Below are 21,281 nucleotides of genomic sequence, written 5' to 3' on the forward strand. Positions count from 1 at the left end.
CATGACACTGATGATGATAATTCTGGCCATCTGCGGCGGCGCGACGCTGAGCATACAGGCCGCAATTAACGGACAGCTCGGCAGCAGCGTGGGCGTTTTCAAGAGCGCGTTTCTGACGTTTTCCGTCGGCGCGCTGGTGACCGCCCTGCTCATTTTCTTCTTTGAGCCTAAGCAGACGGTCACGCTGCTGGACGTGCCGAAATGGCAGCTCCTCGGGGCGATGTTCGGCGTGCCCTATATTGTGATCATGATGCTCGCCGTGCAGCGCATCGGCACCGCCGTCGCCACGGTGGCGGTGATATTCGGCCAGCTCGCCATGAGCATGCTGATAGATAACTTTGGCTGGTTGAACAATCCCGCTATTCCGTTTTCACCGAGCCGTCTGGGCGCGGTGGTGTGCCTGGGGATTGCCTTGTACTTCATTTACTCCAGCAGCAAAACCGGCGATGTTCGCGACTAAGCTTCCGTATTCCGGGTAAAGAACAGCGTCACCGTGGCGACGGTGACGCCAAATTTCTTCATCTCGGTTTTATTGAACAGATGCGTCTCATCCTGCAGGTACATCCAGTCATCAAAGTTCAGCAGCCACGTTTTGCCGTTGGCCTTCACGTTCATGCTGTAATGCCAGTTAAAGGCGTTGCCTGCAGCCTGCCCGGTGGCAACCCCTTCAATATCACCTGCCGTTCCCTCGTAGCGGTCGTTCCCCACGCGGCGAATGTGCCATACCCGCTGCTGCTTCTCGCCGTCGTCGTAAACGAAGCGCTCGTTCAGGGTCAGCGTATCGCCGATGACGTCCCCGGCAATCTCAACGTGAAAGCGGCGGATCTGCTTGCCGCTGCGATCCTGCACCATGCCCCACGCTTCGGTTTTGCCCTGGAAGTAGTGGAAGATATCAAGCCGCGGCTGCTGCTGGCGATACTCGGACACCTCCGTACTGCAGCCGGCCAGCAGCATCGTGAATGCCAGCGCCAGCGTCAGGATTCGTTTCATTTTTTGCCTCCGATTAGCTGCTGACGCAGCTCAGGATATTGCGTGCGGGGATCGAGCCAGATGGCCAGAAAGCGGGTGCTGAACGCTTCTGACTGGCGCGGACCGAGCGGAATAAAGGATTTTTGCGCCGCCGACGCGCGATACCAGAACTGCCCCTGCTTATCGTTGAGAACAAACGCCAGCTGTGAACCCGGTCGGACATCTGGCCACAGGGACTGGAGCATCCTTAGCCAGGCTTCACTTTGCGGTTCCTGCGTCAGGATCCCCTGCGCCTGCCACTGGTCACGGGTCGCCTCAACCAGTTCATCGCGATCTATGTCGCGCGCGTAGGTAATAATCAGCGCCTGATCCTGATCGTCCCGGCTGTAACGGCCATCCGGCGTGCGGAGCTGAGAGGTATAGACCGTGAAAGGCCCCCAGGTCAGCGTGGCGTCGCCCACCTTGCGCCAGGCCAGCCAGTCGGCGGCCTGAGCACCAGGAACAACCAGCATGAGCCAAAACAGCAGAACCGCAGCCCTCATTTTTGTCTCCCCATCAGCAGGTGGAAAAACAGCATCAGCACTAGCCAGCCCGGCGCCATCCAGCTGACGACGATAAAGGTTGGCTCCAGAAACGTGATGGCGCCCAACCGCTCGCCAATCAGGTAGGCCACCGGGCCTCCCACGGCCGCCAGCAGGGTCAGCAGCCAGCCGGGTAATGTGGTGGTACGCGCAAGCTGCGTCCAGACCACGGCGAACATCAGCCACAATGCCACCATCCATAGCGGCATCAGGGAGTCGCCCGTGAAGGCAATCAGCCCCGTCAGCGCCCAGAGCGCATCCAGCAGGCTGCCCGCCGCGGCCAGCCCAATGGCGTAAAGACGGTATGCTGACGGCAAGAGCAGGCACGCCAGGATCGCCAGCCCGAGCCAGATAATCAGGCCCTGTTCGCGAAACAGCACTACCAGCGCCCAGTAGAGATCGAACGCGACGGCCAGCAGAAATACCTGAAGGTAGCGTCTCATACGCGCTCAGCGGTCAGCTGCACCACGCTGATGGTGCGGGCGTTAAACCCGGCTTCACAGTAGCCGAAGTAGTACAGCCACATGCGGCGGAACCGTTCATCAAAGCCAAGCTTTTCAATCTCCTGCCAGGCGTGGACAAAGCGCTGCCGCCAATGGGCCAGCGTGCGGGCGTAGTCCGGCCCCATGTCGAAGAGATTGCGCACCACGAAATCGGTGTGGCGCGTCATCAGCTCGTTCATCGCGGTGATGCTCGGCAGGAAGCCGCCGGGGAAAATGTAGCGCTGGATAAAATCGACGCTTTTGCTGTAGTCGCGGTAGCGCTGGTCCTGAATGGTGATGGCCTGAATCGCCATCCGTCCACCGGGGCGCAGCCGCGCCTGACAGGTACGGAAGAACGTGGGCAGATAGCGTTGCCCGACGGCTTCAATCATCTCTATCGAGACCAGCTTGTCGTACTGCCCGGTGAGGTCGCGATAGTCGCAGAGCAGTACCTCAACCCGATCCTGCAGCCCGGCGCGGGCAATGCGCTCGGTCGCCCAGATATATTGTTCCTGCGACAGCGTGGTAGTGGTCACCCGACAGCCGTAGTGACGGGCGGCGTATTCCGCCATCGCCCCCCAGCCGGTGCCAATTTCCAGCAGGTGATCACCCGGGTTTAGCGCCAGCTGCTCGCACAGGCGAGCCATTTTGGCCTGCTGAGCCGCCGTCAGATCCTGCTCGTCCGCGGTAAACAGCGCGCTGGAGTAAAGCAGTTCCTTATCCAGAAAATGGGCATAGAAAGCGTTGCCCAGATCGTAATGGGCGGCAATATTTTCGCGGGCCTGGGCACGAGAGTTGCGCCGCGTCCAGTGGCGCAGCCGCTCCAGCGGTCGGCCAAGCAGCCGGAACCCGTTCTCCAGACGACCAAGCACCTCGCCGTTGAGGGCCAGGATTTGCAGAAGCGGCGTAAGCTGCGCGGTCTCCCATTCGCCGTCCATCCAGGCTTCTGCGGCGGCAAGGCTACCGCCCGTTAAGACGCGCCAGTAGACGCCGGGCGTGAGGATCTGCACGTCGGCGTGCAGCGCGGAGGATGTCTCGCCAAAATGGAAGGTCTGCGCCCCTTCACGCAGGGTGAGTGAGCCGCCGCGAATGCCGCTTAACAGACGAAACAGCAGCCATCGCGCGATGCGGACGTTGCGCGGGATATCGGGTTCTAGCGCAAAGACGGGATCGGTCATGAGCGTTCACTCCTGCTGACGGGATGGTTATACAGCGGCACGCGCTTGAGCCACAGCCTCAGCGCCTGCCAGTAAATGGCGAAAACGGTTTTCAGAGTCATCAGCGGGATGCGCAGCAGCAGCGCGCGCAGCGCCGGGCGGGTCAGAGGCTCCCGGCGCAGGGCCAGCGTGGCGTCAAAGACCTTCGCTTCCTGATGATTTTCAATGTGCATATGCAGCGTGTTGTCCGGGTTGTTGAAGCGCCAGTGGTAGACCATGTCCATTGGGTTGAAGGGGGAAACGTGAAACGCTTTTTCCGTGGGCCGGGCATTTTGCCCGTCGACCGCGTAATAATGGCGCTCGTTCCACGGCGTGTTGCGCACCTCCGCCAACACCCAGCGAAGCGTGTTTTCCTGGTCATAGCAGTAGTAAAAATTGACCGGATTGAAATGAAACCCGAAGTAGCGCAGCTGCGTCAGAAGCATGACCCGCCCTGCGGGACGTTCCCCGGTCAGGCTCTCCAGCCTGTTCAGCACGTTCTCTTTAAGCGGCGTGCCAAGCGGATAGTCCGCGTCATGGAACGCGGCGGCGGCAAAGCGGTTGCGCCGCACGCCGACGGACGCCAGCAGCGGCAGTTCATCAAGATCCAGCCAGGCCATAAAAACGCCGTAGCTGAATTCATGCGTTTTCGGCTGAAGGCGGCGGTGGCGCAATACGCCGTGATAGAGGCAGCTGTTCATGTCAGTTCCCCTCCCCGGCGGCTATTTCATTGACAACGTCCAGCGCGCTGCGCACGCCGTCTTCATGAAAACCGTTGTACCAGTAAGCGCCGCAGAACCAGCTCCGGTGATGACCGTTGATCTCCCCACGGCGCGCCTGCGCACGCCAGCTTTGCGGGTTAAACAGCGGATGCTCATAGACAAAGCGTTGCAGGACGAAGCGTTCATCCACCGGCGCGTCCGGGTTCAGGGTGACGCAGAACAGTGGGCTGCCCGCAGGTAGACCCTGCAGAATGTTCATGTTGTAGGTGACGCAGGCGCTGGCCTGCTCCTGCGCGCTCAGGCGGTAGTTCCAGCTGGCCCAGGCGCGCTGCCGCACCGGCAGCCAGCGTGGATCGCTGTGCAAAACAACCTCGTTGCGCTGCCAGCCGATATCGCCCAGCACTTCGCGCTCCGCGGGCGTAGGATCCTCAAGCATCGCCAGGGCAGCGGCGGAGTGGCAGGCAAATATCACCTGGTCGAAGGTGTGGCTGCCGTTTTCAAGCTGAAGCGTGGCCCCGCGCGCGTGGCGGCTCACCCGCAGAACAGGCGTGTTCAGGTGCAGCGTCAGGCGGTCGCCCAGTTTTTGCAGCATGGCGCGGATATACTCCCGCGAGCCGCCCGGCACCACGTACCACTGCGGACGCTGGGTGATATCCAGCAGGCCGTGGTGATGAAAGAAGCGCAGGAAGAGCGGCAGCGGGAAACGCTTCATCTCCTGCAGCGACGACGACCAGATCGCGGCCCCCATCGGCAGAATGTAGTGGCGCGCAAAAAACGGCGTGAAGCCGTGCTTGTCCAGAAACGTCTGCAGCGTGGCGTTCGGATCGACCTCCCCTTCAAGCGCCTGTTTCGCCAGGCGGTTAAAGCGGACGATGTCACCGAGCAGCCGCCAGAATGCCGGATTTACCAGGTTTCGACGCTGGGCAAACAGCGACGTCAGGGTGTGGCCGTTGTACTCAAGCCCCGTCTCGGGGTTGTGTACTGAAAAGCTCATCTGTGTTTTTTGCCCGCTGATGCCGAGCTCGCTGAGCAGGCCCATAAAGCGCGGGTAGGTGCGGTCGTTGTAGACAATAAACCCGGTATCGATCGCGTATGTGCCCTGGGGCGTTGAGACGTCAACCGTCGCGGTATGGCCGCCGGGCGTGGTGCCCGCTTCAAACAGGGTTACCTGATGATGCCCTGCCAGCCGCCAGGCGCAGGTCAGCCCGGCGATGCCGCTGCCGATAATTGCAATGTTCATGAGCGCACCATCCTGCGCAGCAGCGTGCGCTGCAAAAACGCGGGCAGCCCGGAGAGCAGCCGCAAAATAAGGCCAAACCCGGCCGGAAACGCGATATGCATTTTGCCCTTCGCCAGCCCGGTACGGATCGCCTTGACCGCTTTGTCAACGCTCACCCTACCCGGCATGGCAAAATCGTTTTTGCGCGTCAGCGGGGTATCGACAAATCCCGGAGAGACGACCGTCACGGCAATCCCCTTTGGCTCCCAGTCCAGACGCAGACTGTCGGCAAACCAGCTCAGCGCCGCTTTGGACGCACCGTAGGCCTCTGCCCGCGGAAAAGGCAGCCAGTGGGCCATCGAGCTCACCAGCACCACACGGTTGCCGGCAACCAGCTGCGGCTGCAGCGCGGCCAGGCAGTTCACTGGCCCGAGAAAATTGGTGGTCATGACCCGCTCCACGAGCGCCGCATCCACCACGCCGCCGTCGAGATATTCGCAGGTACCGGCGCAGAGAATAACCAGATCGGCGTAAACGCCGCTCAGCGCCTGGCGACAGGCGTCCCTGTCTGTCATATCGAACAGGCGAACGGTGAGATTGGGGCAGGTCTGATGTAGCGCTTCAAGCCTCGCCGGATCGCGCCCGCAGGCAATCACGTGGTAGCCGTCAGCGGCAAAGGACTTCGCCAGCCCCGCGCCGATGCCCGAGCTTGCGCCGGTAATCAGCACCGTCTTCATGATTTGACCCTCCGCTTCACGCCTCGTACCGCCCAGCCCAGCAGAGGGAGGTGTTCGTAGATCATCTCTCCCGCATCGTAGAAGTCCCGCTGACGCGTGATGAGATTGTTTTCGGTGTCCACCACCGAACATCCGGGCAGTTCAAGCGGCTCGCCCCCGGCAATGCGCGGATGCGACCAGTGCATTACCCAGGTGACAACAAACCGGTTCCCGCTGCAGAGCGGCGGATCGATGACAAAACGGCACTTCTCGACGTTTGCCAGCAGATGGGTGAAATAGCGCTGAAGCGCGAAAATACCGTTGTGCTCGCCGAACGGATCGATAAGGGTGGCATTCGAATGGTAAAGCCCGACCAGCGCGGTCGGCGGCTGGCTATCCAGTGCGGCGTAGTACTCAATAAACCGACTCACGACAGAGGGCAAAGTGCTCATGGGTCACATCCTGGCTGTAAACAACGTGGCGTAATCGCATAATTAAAACTTACACAATTAACGTTATTTGTCCAAGTTTGTGCAAATTTATTTTTTATTACCCATAAATATCAATAAATTGAAAACTCAATCATTTGACGGTTTTGTAGGCCGGGTAAGGTGTAGCCGCCACCCGGCTTTCACTTTCAGGTTATCCTTAAGGCAAATTCAGCCGTCATCTTCCAGGCTTATCCTTTTTATTCATAAGGATGCCTGACATGAAACGTTTCTTTCTCTCCCTATTCTCAAGCCCGGAATCCTTACTGCAGGTGATGAGTCAGCAGGAAATTATTGAAGCCGTGGAAGATGGCGATCGCATCATTATCGACCAGGACGGGAACGCCTCGGTGAACTACAAGAGCAACGAGGTGCGGCAGGACTTTCTGCGTCACGTCAACACGCTGAAGAGGGCCTGATATGGGAACGGCGATATTTATGGTGCTGATGGTCTGCGGGTACTGGTACACCAGCCGCGACCTGTCGACCCGCTTTAAAATCAAGCGTTCCTTTGGCTGGGACGTCTATTTTCTCGTCGCGCTTTACGGCTGTATTTTCGTTCTGCAGGGCGTAATCGCCACGGGATTGCTCTGGCTGCTGCTGTTCGCCCTTTCCGCCGCCAACAACGCTTTTCACTTTGCCTCACCGAAATACACCGACTGGCAAATCGACTTTATGAACTGGAGTTTTTTAGGCATTCAGGCGCCGGTGGTCGTAATGCTGGCGTTTGCCATTCTGTTTTGCCTCTACCGCTCTAACTGGGCAGGAAGCGCCAGGCTGGACGGCGAGAGCAGGAAAAAGCTCTACAAACGGCTTGCGCAGGCGAGCGGGATTGAACAACTGCTCTATCAGTGTATGGAACAAGGCGAGCTGGCGCAGGTCACACTCCGCTCGAGACGGATTTACGTCGGCATGATCCACACCGCGACGCTGGAATATGAAAAAACGGCCAATATCGTGCTGATCCCAATGTTGAGCGGGTACCGGGATGCGAAGACGATGAATCTGCGTATCGAGAATAATTACAGCAGGTGGTATGCGGAGCATGACATTACGCTCGACTCTGAACCCCGCAGCGCCATGTCATTCCGCAAGGTGATTTTACTCAATCAGATTGAGAGCATCTCGCTGTTCGATCCTGCCAGCGCCAGCGCGCTGTCGCTGGCACAGCGGGACGAGAGCCAGACGTCCCCATAATGTTGAGTACGCTCTGCTGGGAAGCGTGCACGACGAAAGGCGAATGACACATCATTTATGGTGATATTCACGGTTGCGCATTCTGATAAAGATCCCAGCGGTTGCCGTAAATATCTTCAAACACCACCACCGTACCGTACTCTTCCTCACGCGGTTCTTCGCAGAAATGAACGCCTTTTGCTTTCATGGCATGGTAATCGCGCCAAAAGTCATCCGTCTGAAGGAACAGGAAAACTCTTCCACCGCTTTGATTACCGATAAAACCTTCCTGCCTTTCGTTGGAGGCACGAGCCAGCAGGATATTGCAGTCGCTTTCCGGGTTGGGTGAGACGACGACCCAGCGTTTCCCCGGTTGGGGCGTATCCTCTACGAGGGTAAAACCCAGCCTGTCGGTGTAGTATTCAATGGCGCGATCGTAGTCATCAACCACGATAGCCACGCATCCCAGGCATCGTTTCTGCGTTCTCATATTTTTCGTTTCCTTTGGATAAATAGCTTACCGATTCGGTGAGTCGATATTCCAGCTACCGTAATACTTGCGGCAGATTCAGGACTTATTTCTGACCGGTCAACGCCTCTAATCCCCTTTTTAGCACATTTATTACCGTCTCTGAATCCATGCCCATCTGTGCATGAATAATGGCGCCGTCAATAAGCAGCATGATTTCATTGACGACGCGCTCATCAGCGATCTTCGTCAGCAACGCAATCATATTCTTAGTTTCGATTTTATGACCGCGGCATATCGCTTTTATTTCGCTTTCTATATCTTCGGATTTGGCTTCTGCGCTGGCATTAATAAACGCGCAGCCGTGGAACTCGGGCGAAATAAACCATTCATAAAGGGTTGCAGATATCGCATCAGAAGGTATTTCGCCTTCATCAAGATGTCGACGCAGCGTGGTCTCAAACCAGCTGATCCATATTTCATGTCGATAGTGCAGGTAGGCGAGAATCAGTAAACTTTTACTCGGAAAATGGCGATAAAACGTCACCTTGGTCACCTTCGCCTCTTTAATCAGCGTATCCACCCCCGTCGCCCTGAAGCCATTGGAATAAAAAAGATCGTGCGCCGTCAGTAATATTTTATCCCTGACGCTGATTTTTGCTTCGTTGCCTGCGTGCTCGGTTTTCACTTTTCGGTAGCCTCAAAACGGATGTTGACAGCGTTATTTTTCAGGCATAGATTAGCGCAAGTAGACAGACCTGTCTACTTCATCATACAGAGGTAATCGCCATGAACACACGCCCACCCTTACCGCCCTTCACCCGTGAAAGCGCGATCGAAAAGGTCAGACTGGCAGAAGATGGCTGGAACAGTCGGGATCCGGCGAAAGTCGCGCTGGCCTATTCGCTGGATACCCAATGGCGCAACCGTGCGGAATTCGCCAATGGCCGTGAAGAAGCCCAGGCGTTTCTGGCGCGGAAATGGAAAAAAGAGCTCGACTATCGTCTGATTAAAGAGCTCTGGGCATTTACGGGCAACCGGATCGCGGTGCGCTATGCCTATGAATGGCATGATGATTCCGACAACTGGTTCCGCTCGTACGGCAATGAAAACTGGGAGTTTGAACCGGACGGACTGATGAAGCGCCGTTTTGCCTGCGTTAACGATATGCCGATAAAAGAATCCGAGCGACTGTTCCACTGGCCGTTGGGTAGACGCCCGGACGATCATCCCTCATTGAGCGATCTGGGGTTATAGTTTTGTCACCAAAATCAGAGATAGCGCGCATTTCGGTGACCACCTCAGGACTACCCTATGAGCGGTTTTCAGGAGGAACAAAATATGAAAAAGCTTCTGATATGTTGTTTGTTCGGTAATACCGCAAACGCTCTTGCCAAAAAAATGCAGTCCCTGGCAGAACAAGAAAGCTATCCACTGATGATTAGCGCCGTTGGGCTGGATAACTTCGCCAGCGTCGCCCCCGCTTTCGACGGTTTTCTTATCGCGCCGCACATTCAGTACAAACTCGACGAGATACACGCAACGGTGGGCAATACACGTTCAATCGCTATCATTGAGAGTCTTCCCTACGCGTCTCTGGACGCGAAGAAGGTGTTGAATTTCGTAAAGGAGCAAATGCCTGAACTGGCTGCCTGACAGACAAGGCCGCATCGCTATTGCGGCCTCCTCGTCCCCGCAGACAGATAGATGCCATAGCGCGCGAAAAACAGTGATACACTTACCCCACCTGGTTGATCGTCCCGTCTGAACGGCTCACGACGAAAACGGATGTAACCAAAATACGAAATGGTCACTCGTTGTCAATCGTAGCTCGTCACGCTAAGCTTACATAATGACTAAAACTATGAACGCCCCATCAATACGTGGTCCACTTGACCATTCTGTCAGAGAGCAAATCGTCGAAGCGGCCTTTGAGCACTTCGGTCACTACGGCTATGAAAAAACCACCGTCGCCGAGCTGGCGAAATCTATCGGTTTTTCAAAATCCTACATTTATAAGTTCTTCGATTCCAAGCAGGCTATCGGCGAGGTGATCTGCGCTAACCGCCTGGAGCTGATCATGACGGCCGTGCTTTCCGCCATTGCGGATGCGCCGTCAGCCAGCGAAAAAATCCGCCGTCTCTTCAAAGCACTTACCGAGGCCGGAAGCGAGCTGTTTTTCCACGATCGCAAGCTCTACGACATCGCCGCCGTCGCGTCACGGGAGAAGTGGCCTTCGACGGAAAGGTATACCGAAAGCCTCCTGAAGCTGATTGAGAGCATCATTATCGAAGGCAGACAGGCTGGAGAGTTCGAAAGGAAGACGCCGCTGGATGAGGTCACCTGCGCCGTTTACATGGTGATGTGCCCTTACATTAACCCCGTTCAGCTGCAGTACAACCTTGAAACTGCCCCAACGGCAGCGGTACTCCTCTCCTCACTGATTTTAAGAAGCCTTGCCCCCTGATTAGTGACCATTGACTTTATTGGTCACTAATCACAGAATGCGGAAACTGTCCTGTTACTTCAAAAGGGTTTCCCATGCTCAGGCTCACTTCAGCCCGCCTTGCCATATGTCTTCTGCCGTTTGCCCTCGCGGCATGCGGCGATATTTCCGCGAGTGACGATCCACGCACCAGGCCACCGCTTGTCAGATCCGCCTCCGTCGAGATGGCGAATCCAGCCGCTCGCACCTTTACGGGCGTGGTGGTGGCAAGAACGCAAAGCGACCTGGGCTTCAGGGTTCAGGGTAAAATCCTCGAACGTCTGGTGGATACCGGGCAGACTGTCAAACAGGGCCAGCCCTTACTGCGCCTGGATCCGGTTGACCTGAAATTACAGGCTCAGGCGCAGCAGCGCGCGGTGGATGCTGCCCAGGCGCGGGCGAGAAAAGCCACCAGCGATGAGGCGCGTTATCGCGGTCTGGTGGCATCCGGCGCGGTGTCCGCCGCGGAGTACGATCAGATTAAAGCGGCGGCCGATACGGCCAGGGCGGATCTCAGCGCCGCCCGGGCGCAGGCCAACGTGGCGCAAAACGCCACGGGCTATGCCGTCCTGCTGGCGGATTCAGACGGCGTGGTGATGGAGACGCTTGCCGAACCCGGTCAGGTGGTCAGCGCCGGGCAGGTGGCGATCCGCCTTGCCAGAGCGGGACAGCGCGAAGCGCTCGTGCAGCTTCCGGAGACGCTGCGCCCTGCCGTCGGCAGCGAAGCACGAGCCACGCTTTATGGCCGTGAACAACACCCGGTCACCGCCACGTTGCGCCTACTGTCTGACTCCGCGGATGCCACAACCCGGACGTATGAAGCACGCTACGTGCTGGCTGGCCAGCTGGCGAACGCGCCGCTGGGGGCGACCGTCACGCTCAGCCTTGAAGACCCGAAAGCGGAAGGTCAGGCCATGCAGGTCCCGCTGGCCTCACTCTATGATGCGGGTAAAGGGCCCGGCGTCTGGCGTATTTCCGCCCAGCCGGAAAAGGTCACATGGACGCCGGTTAAGGTGCTGAGCGTGGGCGAAGATGCGGTCCAGGTCACGGGCGGCGTGAAGCCCGGGGAGAAGATTGTTGCGTTAGGCGCCCATCTTCTGCACGAAGGTGAAGTTGTCAGGCTGGCAGAACAACGCCATGCCGCTCCGGCGGAGAACGCGCCATGAGCCAAAGTCGCTTCAACCTGTCCGCGCTGGCCGTCCGCGAGCGTTCCGTCACGCTGTTTCTGATCGTTCTGGTGACGATTGCCGGTATTTACGCTTTTTTTGGACTGGGACGCGCGGAAGATCCGCCCTTCACCGTGAAGCAGATGACGGCAATTGCCGTCTGGCCGGGCGCAACCGCGCAGGAGATCCAGGATCAGGTGGCCGAACCGCTGGAAAAGCGCCTGCAGGAACTCAAATGGTATGACCGTACGGAAACCTATACCCGCCCCGGCATGGCGTTTATCACCCTGTCACTGCAGGACAAAACCCCGCCTTCTGAGGTGCAGGAGGAGTTCTATCAGGCGCGTAAAAAGCTTGGGGATGAATCCCAGCGTCTCCCGGCGGGCGTCATCGGCCCGATGATCAATGACGAATTCTCGGATGTCACCTTTGCCCTTTTTGCTCTGAAAGCAAAAGGCGAACCGCAGCGGCAACTGGTACGCGATGCCGAAGGCCTGCGCCAGCAGCTTCTGCACGTTCCAGGGGTCAAAAAAGTGAATATCATCGGTGAACAGGCCGAGCGGATTTATATCGCCTTCTCCCATGACCGTCTGGCGACGATGGGCCTCTCACCGCAGGATATTTTCAATGCCCTCAACGACCAGAATGCCCTGGCCGCGGCGGGCGCCATTGAGACCCGGGGCGCGCAGATTTTTATCCGCCTGGACGGCGCGTTCGATGAACTGCAGAAAATCCGCGATACGCCTTTAGTCGCTCAGGGCAAAACGCTCACGCTGTCGGATGTGGCAACGGTTGAACGAGGCTATGAAGATCCCCCGACGATGCTGATACGCAATCAGCATGAACCCGCCCTGCTGCTGGGTGTTGTCATGCGTGAGGGCTGGAACGGCCTGGCGCTGGGTAAAGCGCTGGATGCGGAGACGGCGAAAATCAATGATAGCCTGCCGCTTGGCATGACCCTGACCAAGGTTACCGACCAGTCCGTGAATATCCGCTCGTCGGTTGATGAGTTTATGATCAAATTCTTTGTCGCCCTGCTCGTGGTTATGGTGGTCTGTTTTATCAGCATGGGCTGGCGCGTGGGCGTGGTGGTCGCGGCGGCGGTCCCGCTGACGCTGGCGGTCGTCTTCGTGGTGATGGAGGCCGCGGGAATAAACTTTGACCGCGTCACGCTGGGCTCCCTGATCCTCGCCCTCGGCCTGTTGGTTGACGATGCCATTATCGCCATCGAAATGATGGTGGTGAAAATGGAGGAAGGTTACGACAGAATCAAAGCCTCAGCCTACGCCTGGAGCCACACCGCCGCGCCGATGCTGGCCGGTACCCTGGTGACGGCGATTGGCTTTATGCCGAATGGGTTTGCCCAGTCGACAGCCGGGGAATACACCAGCAATATGTTCTGGATTGTCGGCCTCGCTCTGATTGCCTCATGGTTTGTTGCGGTGGTGTTCACGCCGTATCTGGGGGTGAAGATCCTGCCGGCGATCCCCAAAGTGGAAGGCGGCCATGCCGCCATCTATAACACGCCTCGCTATAACCGTTTTCGCCAGCTGCTTGGCCGCGTTATCGCCAGAAAATGGCGCGTGGCCGGGTCCGTGGTCGCCATTTTCATTCTGGCCGTGCTCGGCATGGGGCTGGTAAAAAAACAGTTCTTCCCGACCTCCGATCGCCCGGAAGTGCTGGTTGAAGTACAGATGCCTTATGGTACCTCGATTGCGCAAACCAGCGCCGCTACTGCAAAAATAGAAGCGTGGCTGGGCAAGCAGCCAGAAGCCAAAATCGTCACGGCCTATATTGGTCAGGGCTCGCCCCGTTTCTATCTGGCAATGGCCCCCGAGCTGCCCGATCCCTCTTTTGCGAAAATCGTGGTCCTGACGGACAGCGAGACGTCACGCGAGGCGCTCAAGTTCAGGCTCAGGGAGGCCGTCGCCAGCGGCCTTGCCCCCGAAGCCCGCGTGCGGGTGACGCAGCTGGTGTTTGGCCCCTACTCGCCTTTCCCGGTTGCCTGGCGCGTGTCAGGGCCGGATGTCAAACAGGTGCAGGACATCGCCGAACGGGTGAAAGCCGTGCTTCAGGCAAGCCCGATGATGCGAACCGTTAACACCGACTGGGGCTCGCGCGTTCCGGTGCTCCATTTCACTCTCGATCAGAACCGCCTGCAGGCGACCGGCTTAACTTCCAGCGCCGTTGCCGGGCAGCTTCAGTTCCTGCTCTCAGGCGTGCCTGTCACCTCCGTTCGGGAAGATATTCGATCGGTAGAGGTCGTTGCCCGCGCGGCAGGTGATATCCGCCTTGACCCGGCAAAAATCGAAGGCTTTACCCTGGTCGGCCATGCGGGACAGCGCGTGCCACTGTCTCAAATTGGCAAGATAGAGGTCGGCATGGAAGACCCGGTCCTTCGCCGTCGCGATCGCACCCCCACGATTACCGTACGGGGCGATATCGCCGACAATCTTCAGCCGCCGGACGTGTCGGTCGCCTTCATGAAGCAGCTCCAGCCGATCGTTGATACGCTGCCGGCCGGCTACCGCATTGACATGGCGGGGTCGATTGAGGAGTCGGGTAAAGCCACGCAGGCCATGTTACCGCTGTTCCCGATCATGATTGCCCTGACGCTGCTGATCATCATTTTGCAGGTGCGCTCACTCTCCGCGATGGTCATGGTGTTCTTAACCGCGCCGCTGGGGCTGATTGGCGTTGTGCCGACCCTGCTGATATTTAATCAGCCGTTTGGCATCAACGCGCTGGTCGGCCTGATCGCCCTTTCTGGCATTCTGATGCGCAATACGCTGATCCTGATCGGTCAAATCGATCATAACCAGAGGGACGGCCTCGATCCGTTCCAGGCGGTGGTCGAGGCGACGGTCCAGCGAGCGCGGCCGGTCTTACTCACCGCCATGGCGGCCGTGCTGGCGTTCATTCCCCTGACGCATTCGGTATTCTGGGGCACGCTGGCCTGGACGCTGATCGGCGGCACGCTGGGCGGGACGATCATTACGCTCGTCTTCCTGCCTGCGATGTATGCGATCTGGTTCCGGATCCGCCCGGTTGAACAACGCGTGCAGCATGCCACGGAAAATGTGTAAACTACCATCAGTAGATAACTGACCTGAGGCAAGCATGGTTGTTAAGCGCTTAAGAAAAGAGGACCGCCGCGTGCAGCTGCTGGAGGTTGCGCGAGGGATCGTGCGTCAGCAAGGCACGGAGGCGTTGACCCTTGGCTATCTGGCAGAACGGGCTAACGTGACCAAGCCTATCCCCTACGACCACTTTGGCGATCGTGAGGGGCTATTGATGGCACTGTATCAGGACTATAGCGATCGGCAGCTGGCGAAATTCCGCGAGACGCTGGCGGTAGACAGCAAAACGCTGGAGAAGACGATCCGCTTTTTCAGCGCGGCCTATATCGACTGTGCCATTGCCGCCGGGCCTGAAACTGGGCCAATCGCCGCGGCGCTGTCCGGTTCTCGCGCGCTGCAGACGTTTCGGGAAGCATGCGTGGCCGAATGCGCCGACTGCCTGCGCACCGCGCTTTCTCCTTTTATCGTCTTAAAAGGTGTTCAGGGAGAAGCGGTACTGACGGCCATCATTGGCGCGGCGGAGGCGCTCAGCACCTCGGCGGGCAACGGCGTGCTCGCCCGGAATGTAGCGGAAGATATGCTCAGCGGCGTCATGACCGGGGTGCTGGAGACCTACGCGAATAGCACAAAATGATCGCCGGGGGCGGATTGACACCTAAGTTACCAATAGTAATATAGGCATCACTTCTCCCCCATCTGGAGGTCGCTATGTCTGCAACCCATGCCATTAAAAACGCGCTGATCGTGACGGCACACCCGATCGACAATTCGTTATCCCATACGCTGGCAGCCCGTATTGCCGGGAAATTACGCGAGGAAGGTACGCAGGTTGAGATCGCCGATCTGCATTCTGAAGGGTTTAATCCGGCGATGACCCGCGCCGATCTCGATTTGTATCACGGCGATCCGAGCGCCCTTCCCGACGATATTCTGCGCGAGCAAAAGCGCGTCGAGCGCGCGGATATGCTGGTATTCGTCTTCCCGGTGTACTGGTGGTCGGTTCCCGCGCTGTTGAAAGGCTGGTTCGATCGCGTGTTAACCCTGAACTGGGCGTATAAGGTGGCCGACGACGGCCGGATTGTGGGCAACTTACGTGATGTTCCCGTCCGCCTGATTGCCACCGGCGGTAGCGATCTTACCGGCTTCGACAAACACGGCTATTCGACGGCGATTCAGACGCAGATAATCGAAGGGGTATTTGGCTTCTGCGGGTTGAAGAACGTTAAGCTCGAAATCCTTTACCAGGCAGACACGGCTACGCCTGAGCAGGTTGAGGAATTCCTGCAAAGACTCGGCGACATCCAGTAAACCATACGGTGCTGGCGCGCTTTTCTGCGCGCCGGGAACACTACAGGAAAATTACAGGGTAAAACGCCTATCACCCACCTGCGCCTGGGCGTACCATTTCATCAACTCTACAGTACCTGGCGCGTTCTCAGCAGGCGACCACGGGGCGGTATCGTGCTCAGGCACGGGCTGATACGCCCCGTGTTTTACCTCAAAAATGACGCCGCCTTTATCCAGCGACAGCACGGCATGCCAGGTTCCGGCATCCATCTCCAGGACTTTACACTCTTCGCCTAACACCACGCGCCGGGTCACGTTTCCGCTGTCGTCAAAATTCAGCACCAGAAAGCGACCGCTCAGCGCCGTCAGCAGTTCAAACGTGTGCGGATGGCGATGGGGGCGGACATAGGTACCGGGTTCCATTGCAATGGCCAGGCGCTGCACCGGATCGCTCAGGTCAGGGTGTAAATTACGGTGTGCGCGTAAGCGAGGAGAATGTGCGGCCTGCTCGCTTTGCTGCTGCAGGTCACTAAAAGTAATTTGTTTCATATAAGCCTTTGAGAATGTGGCGATTAACGGCAAGCCGATTGCTGCACGACGTTATACCATCCTGAAAAGCCGATAAGCTAAGGCATTTGTGAAACAAAACGCTGCCGTGAGAGGATCTGCAATGTTGGAGCCCAGAGCGCCACATTGAGTAAAACTCACATTAATGCCAACTATTTATCGTTTTTCAAACATAACCGCACTGAAATACCATCCATTTACCCCTGGTATACCGCTGTCAAAAACAGATAGCGACGTAAAAACAATAAATAATAATGTGCGGATATGGAGCACCTATGACACTCGATGTTTTATTCCATTTATTGAAAACCCTCTCACCAGAAAAAAGCACCGCTGATGAAAAAATACCTGCGCTAATCACCTTACTTTCCTCAGAAAGTCATCGTTCAGAAGCGCTTTCGCCATTTATACATCGACTGCACCTGCTCTCATTTGCCCAGAACGCTCCTGGCAATGCCGAGGAGCTACTCTCAGCACATATTACAAAAGACGTCGGACTCTTCCCCCAGCCTGACTTCGCGGACTGGCCACGGGTGCGTTACGCCGAGTCCGGTGAAGTACAGACGCCGGAATCAGAAGAGTATTTTCGTAAAATGACCTCGGCTGCCAATGTGCTACGTTCTTCGCTGATCGACGAAGAGCGCGCAAAGGGGACGCCAGCGCTTTATATTCTGGATAAATTACTTAACCTGAATAGCGCACTGCCGGAAAGATATAAGAAGATGGCGAATATACCCTACGCGTAAACTTATTAAACAGGATAGTCCGTAAGGAATATCCTGTTTAATTTAAGACAGCCGCTTTTCATTATACTCAAGACAGACGATATCCAGCGAAGGAACGACCGGCGAATTGAGGTTAAGCCAGGCCAGCAACCGTTCAATACTCTGTCCTCTGAGCGAATTTTTCGGCCAGACAAGATAGTAACCATCCCCAGTTGCTATCGCCTCCCGGAAGGGCAGCGCGAGCAAGCCGCTTTTCAGCGCGTCGAGCGTGAGCCGGAGATCGGCCATCGCCACGCCGTGTCCGTGCATGGCCGCAAGGCTTCCCTGCTCCAGGGTGTCGAACACGATCCCACCGCTCATGTCGAGGCCGGGGAATAAGCCCGTCCTTTTCAGCCAGCGCTTCCAGTCCCGTCGGTCCGGTGACGGATGAATAAGATCGCACTCAGGAAGCTGATGCCGGGCAGACTCCAGCAAAGACGGCGTACAAACCGGAATAAGCCATTCGCTGAACAGTAGCCTGCTCTCCGTTGACTCGCCGAAATAGCCGTTACCGAGGAGGATCGCACAATCGTAGGGCTCCCGACTGAAGTCAACCGTGTCGAAGTCCATCCAGACGCTGGCGATTTCGATTTTCGGCTTCGCATGATTCTCCCGAAAGGATTTAAGCACATTGAGAAGCCATCGCATCGTCAGTGTGCTGGGGGCCTTGAGGCGCAGAAGATGGTTTTCACTTTTGAATGCGCGACAGGCCCACTCAATATTCGAGAAACTTTCGCTAAGCTGCCCGGCCAGAATACGCCCGGCGTCGCTGACCTCCACTCTCGGTCCCTGCCGTTTAAACAGCTCGCAGTCGAACCACATCTCAAGCGTGCGGACATGCCTGCTGACCGCCCCCGGCGTGATATTCAGGACTTCAGCCGCTTTGCTGAACGAGTTCAGCCGTGCGGCAACTTCGAACGCGCGCAGCGCATACAGTGGCGGTAAAGACATACATTCCCTTTTTGGAAGGTGTAATCATACAGTTTTTGTATTATCGGCACACGATGACGTCAGCCAAAAATTTTTATCGCCGAGGCGTCCAGCTGAGGTATGCCGATGATCCTGGCCTGGGTGGTGATGAAGATAGCTACTTTGCGATAATCTCTGTTCAGACTGACGGAAAAGAGGATGTTTAAAGTGCTGGCTTATATCACGATTGGGACAAATGACTTTCAGCGCGCCGTGAACTTTTATGACGCTATTTTTAACGTGCTGGGCTATACACGTCTGCCCGCCTGGACTGATAGCTGGGCAATGTGGGGAAACGAAAATCATCAGGATGACGAATTTAGCTTCTGCATTTGTCCTCCTTTTGACCAGCAACCCGCGACGGCGGGAAACGGGACAATGTTCGCTTTCAGAGCAGATAACGCGGACATTGTCAGACGCTTCCATGCAGCGGGCCTCCGTGCGGGTGGGAAAAATGAAGGCGTGCCCGGTACACGAACCGCCTACGGCCCCGACTTTTATGTTGCCTATCTGCGCGATCCTGACGGACATAAACTGGCGTGCGTTTGCCAGCATTATTCTCCTGATGCAGATAAGCTATCAGGCGAAGAAGAGTCACTTCAATAATAAAATTTTGCTGTAAGGACCGGTAGACACCCAGTCCTGCGGAGATCACTTCAGCTCCAGCGTGCTTATCACATGGGCAATATCCGCGATGTCGCCAGCTGACAATGGTTGCAGAGGGCGAGGCAGGCAATCCATGTCGGTAAGACCAAGCACGCCAGCAGCAGCGGCAATAACGCGAATACTGCCGCCATGTTTACGGAACAGCGACCACAATGGCTCAAGGCGGGTTGTCAGGGCTGTAACGCGTTGACGATCGTTTGCCGCCGCGGCTTCAGTGATTTGTTTCGCCATCTCAGGGAACAGACCTCCACACACGGAATACCACACTTCACAACCGGCGTTTAATCCCAGTCCCGCATAAGCGTCGCCACTGATACCGATTGTTACGCCAGGGTTCAGATGTTGACGTAACGCCTTCACCCGCTCAGTTGCTGCAGCGGGGCTATTCGGGACGCCAGGGATCTTGACCGAGCGAACACCCTCAAGTGATGAGAGACGACCGTGGAGTTCATCCGTAAAGGTAAAATGCGTCGTGCCCGGATTATCATAGATACACACCGGTACAGACACGTGCCGGGTAACGGTCTCAAAGAGTGTGAAGACTTCTTCGTCACGGAGTGGCTGGTAGCTGACCGCCGGGAGTAACAGCGCATTTGCACCAGCGGCCTGTGCATCATCTGCCAGATGCAGAATGGCATCGGTACTGACCGCTCCCACACACACCATCATGGGGATGTTGCCTGCATGCTGTTTGGCCAGCGTTGCTACGCGCTTGCGCTGCTCCCGGGTCAGATAGGCGTAGCTTCCGGTTGACCCCAGGATGCCCATAGAATCAACCCGAGCGTCTGTAAGACGGGAAAGGATATGGCTGAAACCCTTTTCATCCACGCCGCTGGCGGTGACTGGGGTTAATGGAAATGCCGACAAGCCGGTAAACATACATGTTTCTCCTGAAGGATATTACTGCTGTTGTTCTTCGATGAGAGCAACGTCAAACCACAGACCGGGCATCATTTTTTCCAGGCCGTCGGTCAGCATTTTTCCGGCTTCGTGAAGCGTCTCCAGCGGCATCTGCGGGAGACTCTCCAGAATGAACCACATTTGCTGCGCTTCCACGCCTAAGCGGGTTCTGATCCCCTGTCGCCAGTTCCAGCGACGGCAGGTCACGCCGATATCATCACACCAGATAACCTCACCTTGTGAAGGATACTCAACGGTGGTCTCTCCCTCTTTGACCGTATCAAAAGGTTCTGTTCCTTTTGCCACAGTCAGACGCGGCGCCCCCTGATAGGCAGAGAGATCCTCTCCACCAACCGGAACGGCATAGCGGAGACTGACGGCATTATAAAGATCAACGACAGGATCGAGCGCTGGCATCGTTCCGTCACGTAAGACGCGCTTGCGTAACGCATCCGCTGAGCAAGGGGTGCGTTTAGGTTTAGCCCCAAATTTTTGAAAAACGTCGGCCCATGCCGCCAGATGAGATTCCGCCCAGGCAGGCTCACCGGCCAGAACCGCCTCACAGGCTTCTCGCAGCGCCGTTTCTCCAGTGCCGGGATTAAGCACTGGCGCAGCTTTTACGCGGATACTGAGCGCCCGAAAACCGGGAGCAATACGATAAATTTCAGGAGAAATTGACGGAGATACTGTTAACACGTGATAATCCTGTAATGACCAATTTATTCCATGATAATGACCAATGACCAAAAAAGTCAATTTAATGACCGATGCAAATTCGATCGCCAGCTCCGTGAATGAAGCCGTTTCGCAGCGAATTAAACTGTATCGTAAGCAAAAGAAAATCTCCCTGGATGAACTCTCGCGTCAGGCGGGTGTAAGTAAGGGAGCGTTGGTTGAGATAGAGGGATGCCGGGCGAATCCCAGCATTGCCCTGTTATGTCGCCTGGCTGCCGCGATGGGGGTTTCGGTGGCTGATTTTGTGGATGTCAGTGCCAAACCGACCGTGCATCTCATTGCTGAAGATGAGATCCCAGAATTGTGGCAAGGTGAAACAGGCGGGAGAGCAAGATTGCTCGCAGGATCGGGTGGCCCTGATATGACCGAGCTCTGGATGTGGGAAATGCAGCCCGGGGAAAAGTTTGCGTCACCCGGCCACGCGGAAGGAACGCTTGAACTGTTTTATGTTCAGTCGGGCACGCTCACACTCGGCGTACAGGATCACGTGTATCAGATAAAAACTGGCTGTTCGGCAACTGCCAGAACGGACGTTCCTCATTTCTATGAAAACCGGGAGAAGAACCCATTGGTATTCATCATGACAGTGCATGAGAAAGCGTCCTGAGTTGTAGCCCGGTATGCCAGCAGGGCTTGTCTCATTA

Annotated in this window: 27 protein-coding genes; 13 read left to right on the forward strand and 14 right to left on the reverse strand. The window is 56.7% G+C overall.

The genetic code is table 11. The annotated features are described in order from the left end of the window. Position 1 precedes the first annotated feature (1 nt). The gene (locus tag IM265_RS03670; protein ID WP_193030564.1) at positions 2–460 is read left to right on the forward strand and encodes a DMT family transporter; all 459 of its coding nucleotides are present in this window, start codon (positions 2–4) and stop codon (positions 458–460) included. Here the strand turns inward: IM265_RS03670 and IM265_RS03675 are convergent. Genes IM265_RS03675 through IM265_RS03710 form a run of 8 tightly spaced genes read right to left on the reverse strand, consistent with a single transcriptional unit; the run spans position 457 to position 6,337 of the window. Then, entirely contained in the window at positions 457–990 is a 534-nt protein-coding gene (locus IM265_RS03675) for a DUF3833 domain-containing protein (RefSeq protein WP_028013063.1), read from the reverse strand. The genes IM265_RS03670 and IM265_RS03675 overlap by 4 nt on opposite strands. Next, entirely contained in the window at positions 987–1,511 is a 525-nt protein-coding gene (locus IM265_RS03680) for a hypothetical protein (protein ID WP_049137904.1), read from the reverse strand. Before IM265_RS03680 ends, IM265_RS03675 begins: the two co-directional genes overlap by 4 nt. Further along, on the reverse strand, positions 1,508–1,993 hold the full coding sequence (locus IM265_RS03685; RefSeq protein ID WP_028013061.1) for a DUF2878 domain-containing protein: 486 nt from the start codon (positions 1,991–1,993) through the stop codon (positions 1,508–1,510). Before IM265_RS03685 ends, IM265_RS03680 begins: the two co-directional genes overlap by 4 nt. Next, entirely contained in the window at positions 1,990–3,210 is a 1,221-nt protein-coding gene (locus IM265_RS03690) for a cyclopropane-fatty-acyl-phospholipid synthase family protein (protein WP_041910119.1), read from the reverse strand. The genes IM265_RS03685 and IM265_RS03690 overlap by 4 nt, the downstream gene beginning before the upstream one ends. Beyond that, entirely contained in the window at positions 3,207–3,929 is a 723-nt protein-coding gene (locus IM265_RS03695) for a DUF1365 domain-containing protein (protein ID WP_045630379.1), read from the reverse strand. Before IM265_RS03695 ends, IM265_RS03690 begins: the two co-directional genes overlap by 4 nt. 1 nt (position 3,930) lies before the next feature. Beyond that, positions 3,931–5,190 (reverse strand): NAD(P)/FAD-dependent oxidoreductase, encoded by a 1,260-nt coding sequence (locus IM265_RS03700; protein ID WP_193030562.1) that lies wholly within the window; start codon positions 5,188–5,190, stop codon positions 3,931–3,933. Beyond that, positions 5,187–5,906 (reverse strand): SDR family NAD(P)-dependent oxidoreductase, encoded by a 720-nt coding sequence (locus tag IM265_RS03705; RefSeq protein ID WP_193030560.1) that lies wholly within the window; start codon positions 5,904–5,906, stop codon positions 5,187–5,189. The genes IM265_RS03700 and IM265_RS03705 overlap by 4 nt, the downstream gene beginning before the upstream one ends. After that, positions 5,903–6,337, reverse strand: coding sequence for a nuclear transport factor 2 family protein (locus IM265_RS03710; RefSeq protein WP_041910128.1), 435 nt, complete (start codon positions 6,335–6,337; stop codon positions 5,903–5,905). The genes IM265_RS03705 and IM265_RS03710 overlap by 4 nt, the downstream gene beginning before the upstream one ends. A gap of 257 nt (positions 6,338–6,594) precedes the next feature. Here IM265_RS03710 and IM265_RS03715 point away from each other — a divergent pair, with 257 nt between their 5' ends. Continuing rightward, a complete protein-coding gene (locus IM265_RS03715; protein ID WP_024908361.1) occupies positions 6,595–6,792 on the forward strand; it encodes a hypothetical protein in 198 nt (65 codons plus the stop codon). A 1-nt stretch (position 6,793) separates the two neighbouring features. Then, positions 6,794–7,570, forward strand: coding sequence for a hypothetical protein (locus tag IM265_RS03720; protein WP_045261405.1), 777 nt, complete (start codon positions 6,794–6,796; stop codon positions 7,568–7,570). 67 nt (positions 7,571–7,637) lie between these two features. Here the strand turns inward: IM265_RS03720 and IM265_RS03725 are convergent, their stop codons facing one another. Together IM265_RS03725 and IM265_RS03730 are read right to left on the reverse strand one after the other, a co-directional pair. After that, the gene (locus tag IM265_RS03725; RefSeq protein WP_028013054.1) at positions 7,638–8,039 is read right to left on the reverse strand and encodes a VOC family protein; all 402 of its coding nucleotides are present in this window, start codon (positions 8,037–8,039) and stop codon (positions 7,638–7,640) included. 85 nt (positions 8,040–8,124) lie between these two features. After that, the gene (locus tag IM265_RS03730) at positions 8,125–8,706 is read right to left on the reverse strand and encodes a TetR/AcrR family transcriptional regulator (RefSeq protein ID WP_048960628.1); all 582 of its coding nucleotides are present in this window, start codon (positions 8,704–8,706) and stop codon (positions 8,125–8,127) included. A gap of 101 nt (positions 8,707–8,807) precedes the next feature. On the opposite strand from IM265_RS03730, the gene IM265_RS03735 reads away from it, so the two are divergent. From IM265_RS03735 to IM265_RS03765, 7 genes are all read left to right on the forward strand, one after another. Further along, a complete protein-coding gene (locus tag IM265_RS03735) occupies positions 8,808–9,275 on the forward strand; it encodes a nuclear transport factor 2 family protein (protein ID WP_193030558.1) in 468 nt (155 codons plus the stop codon). Positions 9,276–9,359: 84 nt separating this feature from the next. Continuing rightward, positions 9,360–9,674, forward strand: a complete 315-nt coding sequence (locus tag IM265_RS03740; RefSeq protein WP_063437355.1) for a PTS sugar transporter subunit IIB — start codon at positions 9,360–9,362, stop codon at positions 9,672–9,674. 196 nt (positions 9,675–9,870) lie between these two features. Continuing rightward, entirely contained in the window at positions 9,871–10,485 is a 615-nt protein-coding gene (locus IM265_RS03745) for a TetR/AcrR family transcriptional regulator (protein WP_047368492.1), read from the forward strand. Between the two features lie 74 nt (positions 10,486–10,559). Further along, a complete protein-coding gene (locus tag IM265_RS03750; protein ID WP_193030556.1) occupies positions 10,560–11,669 on the forward strand; it encodes an efflux RND transporter periplasmic adaptor subunit in 1,110 nt (369 codons plus the stop codon). Continuing rightward, positions 11,666–14,755, forward strand: a complete 3,090-nt coding sequence (locus IM265_RS03755) for an efflux RND transporter permease subunit (protein ID WP_193030554.1) — start codon at positions 11,666–11,668, stop codon at positions 14,753–14,755. Before IM265_RS03750 ends, IM265_RS03755 begins: the two co-directional genes overlap by 4 nt. A 34-nt stretch (positions 14,756–14,789) precedes the next feature. Beyond that, positions 14,790–15,383: a TetR/AcrR family transcriptional regulator gene (locus IM265_RS03760; RefSeq protein WP_063153977.1), complete on the forward strand. Its 594-nt coding sequence runs from the start codon at positions 14,790–14,792 to the stop codon at positions 15,381–15,383. A gap of 74 nt (positions 15,384–15,457) precedes the next feature. Further along, positions 15,458–16,057 carry an NAD(P)H-dependent oxidoreductase gene (locus IM265_RS03765; RefSeq protein WP_088205393.1) on the forward strand — a complete coding sequence of 200 codons (600 nt, stop codon included), beginning with the start codon at positions 15,458–15,460 and terminating at the stop codon, positions 16,055–16,057. A gap of 51 nt (positions 16,058–16,108) precedes the next feature. Here IM265_RS03765 and IM265_RS03770 read toward each other — a convergent pair whose 3' ends face one another. Beyond that, on the reverse strand, positions 16,109–16,585 hold the full coding sequence (locus IM265_RS03770; RefSeq protein ID WP_028013049.1) for a WbuC family cupin fold metalloprotein: 477 nt from the start codon (positions 16,583–16,585) through the stop codon (positions 16,109–16,111). Positions 16,586–16,878: 293 nt separating this feature from the next. Between IM265_RS03770 and IM265_RS03775 the strand changes: the two genes are divergently transcribed. After that, positions 16,879–17,349 (forward strand): hypothetical protein, encoded by a 471-nt coding sequence (locus tag IM265_RS03775; RefSeq protein WP_088205391.1) that lies wholly within the window; start codon positions 16,879–16,881, stop codon positions 17,347–17,349. A gap of 42 nt (positions 17,350–17,391) precedes the next feature. Here the strand turns inward: IM265_RS03775 and IM265_RS03780 are convergent, their stop codons facing one another. Then, complete coding sequence (locus IM265_RS03780; RefSeq protein ID WP_048959099.1) at positions 17,392–18,318, reverse strand: LysR substrate-binding domain-containing protein; 927 nt, start codon at positions 18,316–18,318, stop codon at positions 17,392–17,394. 186 nt (positions 18,319–18,504) lie between these two features. Here IM265_RS03780 and IM265_RS03785 point away from each other — a divergent pair, with 186 nt between their 5' ends. Beyond that, the gene (locus tag IM265_RS03785; protein WP_074164051.1) at positions 18,505–18,942 is read left to right on the forward strand and encodes a VOC family protein; all 438 of its coding nucleotides are present in this window, start codon (positions 18,505–18,507) and stop codon (positions 18,940–18,942) included. A 45-nt stretch (positions 18,943–18,987) separates the two neighbouring features. Here IM265_RS03785 and IM265_RS03790 read toward each other — a convergent pair whose 3' ends face one another. Beyond that, positions 18,988–19,881: a dihydrodipicolinate synthase family protein gene (locus tag IM265_RS03790; RefSeq protein ID WP_100170350.1), complete on the reverse strand. Its 894-nt coding sequence runs from the start codon at positions 19,879–19,881 to the stop codon at positions 18,988–18,990. 21 nt (positions 19,882–19,902) lie between these two features. Next, positions 19,903–20,598, reverse strand: coding sequence for a B3/4 domain-containing protein (locus tag IM265_RS03795; protein ID WP_088205388.1), 696 nt, complete (start codon positions 20,596–20,598; stop codon positions 19,903–19,905). A 43-nt stretch (positions 20,599–20,641) separates the two neighbouring features. Between IM265_RS03795 and IM265_RS03800 the strand changes: the two genes are divergently transcribed. Beyond that, a complete protein-coding gene (locus IM265_RS03800) occupies positions 20,642–21,244 on the forward strand; it encodes an XRE family transcriptional regulator (protein ID WP_045261415.1) in 603 nt (200 codons plus the stop codon). Positions 21,245–21,281: the final 37 nt, after the last annotated feature.

It is taken from the genome of Enterobacter cloacae complex sp. P17RS (assembly GCF_014895885.1).
Lineage (GTDB): Bacteria > Pseudomonadota > Gammaproteobacteria > Enterobacterales > Enterobacteriaceae > Enterobacter > Enterobacter bugandensis.

Excerpts from the sequence above, each read along its gene's own strand:
- IM265_RS03670 (WP_193030564.1), top strand. The coding sequence starts at position 2 with ATGACACTGATGATGATAATTCTGGCCATCTGCGGCGGCGCGACGCTG.
- IM265_RS03705 (WP_193030560.1), bottom strand. The coding sequence starts at position 5,906 with ATGAAGACGGTGCTGATTACCGGCGCAAGCTCGGGCATCGGCGCGGGG.
- IM265_RS03755 (WP_193030554.1), top strand. The coding sequence starts at position 11,666 with ATGAGCCAAAGTCGCTTCAACCTGTCCGCGCTGGCCGTCCGCGAGCGT.
- IM265_RS03765 (WP_088205393.1), top strand. The coding sequence starts at position 15,458 with ATGTCTGCAACCCATGCCATTAAAAACGCGCTGATCGTGACGGCACAC.
- IM265_RS03700 (WP_193030562.1), bottom strand. The coding sequence starts at position 5,190 with ATGAACATTGCAATTATCGGCAGCGGCATCGCCGGGCTGACCTGCGCC.
- IM265_RS03675 (WP_028013063.1), bottom strand. The coding sequence starts at position 990 with ATGAAACGAATCCTGACGCTGGCGCTGGCATTCACGATGCTGCTGGCC.
- IM265_RS03780 (WP_048959099.1), bottom strand. The coding sequence starts at position 18,318 with ATGTCTTTACCGCCACTGTATGCGCTGCGCGCGTTCGAAGTTGCCGCA.
- IM265_RS03760 (WP_063153977.1), top strand. The coding sequence starts at position 14,790 with ATGGTTGTTAAGCGCTTAAGAAAAGAGGACCGCCGCGTGCAGCTGCTG.
- IM265_RS03725 (WP_028013054.1), bottom strand. The coding sequence starts at position 8,039 with ATGAGAACGCAGAAACGATGCCTGGGATGCGTGGCTATCGTGGTTGAT.
- IM265_RS03800 (WP_045261415.1), top strand. The coding sequence starts at position 20,642 with ATGACCAAAAAAGTCAATTTAATGACCGATGCAAATTCGATCGCCAGC.
- IM265_RS03710 (WP_041910128.1), bottom strand. The coding sequence starts at position 6,337 with ATGAGCACTTTGCCCTCTGTCGTGAGTCGGTTTATTGAGTACTACGCC.
- IM265_RS03790 (WP_100170350.1), bottom strand. The coding sequence starts at position 19,881 with ATGTTTACCGGCTTGTCGGCATTTCCATTAACCCCAGTCACCGCCAGC.
- IM265_RS03695 (WP_045630379.1), bottom strand. The coding sequence starts at position 3,929 with ATGAACAGCTGCCTCTATCACGGCGTATTGCGCCACCGCCGCCTTCAG.
- IM265_RS03740 (WP_063437355.1), top strand. The coding sequence starts at position 9,360 with ATGAAAAAGCTTCTGATATGTTGTTTGTTCGGTAATACCGCAAACGCT.
- IM265_RS03690 (WP_041910119.1), bottom strand. The coding sequence starts at position 3,210 with ATGACCGATCCCGTCTTTGCGCTAGAACCCGATATCCCGCGCAACGTC.
- IM265_RS03750 (WP_193030556.1), top strand. The coding sequence starts at position 10,560 with ATGCTCAGGCTCACTTCAGCCCGCCTTGCCATATGTCTTCTGCCGTTT.
- IM265_RS03745 (WP_047368492.1), top strand. The coding sequence starts at position 9,871 with ATGACTAAAACTATGAACGCCCCATCAATACGTGGTCCACTTGACCAT.
- IM265_RS03680 (WP_049137904.1), bottom strand. The coding sequence starts at position 1,511 with ATGAGGGCTGCGGTTCTGCTGTTTTGGCTCATGCTGGTTGTTCCTGGT.
- IM265_RS03770 (WP_028013049.1), bottom strand. The coding sequence starts at position 16,585 with ATGAAACAAATTACTTTTAGTGACCTGCAGCAGCAAAGCGAGCAGGCC.
- IM265_RS03735 (WP_193030558.1), top strand. The coding sequence starts at position 8,808 with ATGAACACACGCCCACCCTTACCGCCCTTCACCCGTGAAAGCGCGATC.
- IM265_RS03720 (WP_045261405.1), top strand. The coding sequence starts at position 6,794 with ATGGGAACGGCGATATTTATGGTGCTGATGGTCTGCGGGTACTGGTAC.
- IM265_RS03685 (WP_028013061.1), bottom strand. The coding sequence starts at position 1,993 with ATGAGACGCTACCTTCAGGTATTTCTGCTGGCCGTCGCGTTCGATCTC.
- IM265_RS03715 (WP_024908361.1), top strand. The coding sequence starts at position 6,595 with ATGAAACGTTTCTTTCTCTCCCTATTCTCAAGCCCGGAATCCTTACTG.
- IM265_RS03775 (WP_088205391.1), top strand. The coding sequence starts at position 16,879 with ATGACACTCGATGTTTTATTCCATTTATTGAAAACCCTCTCACCAGAA.